At 63.4% G+C, this 1,956-nt stretch carries 3 protein-coding genes; 2 read left to right on the forward strand and 1 reads right to left on the reverse strand.

The annotated features are described in order from the left end of the window. Positions 1–278 (forward strand): transposase (locus Y707_RS23865; protein WP_035780551.1); only part of this gene is annotated, 278 nt, incomplete at its 5' end. Between the two features lie 60 nt (positions 279–338). Next, positions 339–1,181 carry a MetQ/NlpA family ABC transporter substrate-binding protein gene (locus tag Y707_RS0105805; RefSeq protein WP_026534367.1) on the forward strand — a complete coding sequence of 281 codons (843 nt, stop codon included), beginning with the start codon at positions 339–341 and terminating at the stop codon, positions 1,179–1,181. 163 nt (positions 1,182–1,344) lie between these two features. Here Y707_RS0105805 and Y707_RS23870 read toward each other — a convergent pair. Next, positions 1,345–1,956, reverse strand: a 612-nt coding sequence (locus Y707_RS23870) for an aminotransferase class III-fold pyridoxal phosphate-dependent enzyme (protein ID WP_155852768.1), incomplete at its 5' end; no start/stop codon positions are given.

Here is a 1,956-nt window from a genome sequence, read left to right on the forward strand (position 1 = left end):
TGAAGAACTGGCTTGAGAAGCACCCACGGTTCCACATGCACTTCACCCCGACGTACTCGTCGTGGATCAACCAGGTCGAGCGTGTCTTCGCGGAAGTGACCCGGGACCTACTGCAACGTTCTGATCACCGCAGCGTGCAAGCCCTCGAGAAAGACCTCCGCAGCTGGGTGAAGGCCTGGAACGTGGATCCACAGCCCTTCATCTGGACCAAAACCGCCGAAGACATCCTCGCCTCCATCGCCAGATACCTGAAACGAATTAACGAATCAGGACACTAGCTGCAACAACACCGGCACCACTAGCCATGGGCGCCGGGATTATCGAAAGGAACGCACTCGATGCGTAAAGCACTAACCATTCTCGCGGGCGGCTTCGCCGCTGCGCTGGCGCTGACGGCTTGCGGCGGAGATTCCTCTGCCTCCAGCGCCGTAACCACCCTGGACCCGGAAAATCCGGTCACCCTCAAGGTGGGAGCAAGCCCTGTCCCGCACGCCGAGATTCTCGAATTCGTGAACAAGGAGCTCGCACCGGAGTCCGGTCTGACGCTCGAAATCGAGCAGATCACCGACTACCAGACGCCCAACACCGCCCTCAGCGATGGTTCACTGGACGCCAACTTCTACCAGCACCTTCCTTGGTTTGAAGAGCAGGTTGAGACCAAGGGCTACGAGTTTGAGCACGGCGAAGGCGTCCACATTGAGCCCTACGCCGCCTTCTCCGAACAGCACGACGGCATCTCCGGCATCGGCGATGGAGCTAAGGTCGCCATTACCAATGACCCCTCCAACCAGGCCCGTGCGCTGAAGCTGCTGGAAACCCAGGGCCTGCTGGAGAATGTCCCGGACGACGCGTCGGTCCTGACCCTGACCGAGGAGCAGAATCCGAAGGGTCTGGAGTTCTCCGAGAACGCGCCGGAACTGCTGCTCAATGACGTGCAGGACCCGACCGTGGATCTGGCCATCATCAACGGCAACTTCATTCTGGAAGCTGGCCTGAGCACCTCGGAGGCACTGGCCGTGGAAGAAGTCAAAAACAACCCGTACGCCAACTTCCTCGCCTGGCGCGCGGACTCCGGCGATGACGCGCGGATCGCCCAGCTGGAGGAATGGCTGCACAGCCCCGAGGTGAAGAAGTTCATCCAGGAGAAGTGGCCGAACGGGGACGTCAGCCCGGCGTTCTAGAACGCACCGGCGCTGCCGGGCGGTACTGTTTTCGTTCGAGAACGGTGTTGGGCCGCCAAAACGGTGCTGCCCAGCACCGCTCTCGCGGCTTAGGGCCGTTGTCGGCGTGTTCCCACCGACTGGTTTAGCCGGGCGGCCCGGATTACCAAGGCGCCCGGCTGACCTACTGAGCCGGTTGTGCTGCTGCGGCGGCCTTCGCTGCGGCAGGCAGGGCGGAGAGGATGCGCTCCATCGCGGCATCGTCATGCGCGGACGAAAGGAACCACGCCTCGAAGACCGACGGCGGCAGGTAAACGCCCGACTCGAGCATGGAGTGGAAGAACGGTCCGAAGCGGTACGCCTGCTGGGACTGTGCCTGCTCGTAGTTGTGGACGCCGGTCTGCGAGGTACCGAAGGCGACGCTGAATAGATTGCCCGCACGCTGGATGCTGTGGTCGACACCGGCACCGTCGAGGGCAGAGCCCAGTTCGGCCGAGAGCTGCTGCGAGCGCGCGTTGATCGTGGAGTAGACGGCCTCGTCCGCTGCCGTCAGGGTCGCGACACCGGCGGCCATGGCGATCGGGTTACCGGACAGCGTTCCCGCCTGGTAGACGGGTCCGGTCGGAGCCAGGTAATCCATCACGTCGGAGCGGCCGCCGAGGGCTGCAACCGGCATTCCGCCGCCGATAACCTTTCCGAAGGTCAACAGGTCCGGAGTCCACTGCTCGCCGGAACCAGTAGAACCCGCGAAACCCGCCGAACCCGCGGCTCCCGCGTCTCCGGCGGAGCCGGCGGC

The sequence above is a fragment of the Arthrobacter sp. H14 genome (assembly GCF_000520495.1).
Taxonomy (GTDB): domain Bacteria; phylum Actinomycetota; class Actinomycetes; order Actinomycetales; family Micrococcaceae; genus Arthrobacter_C.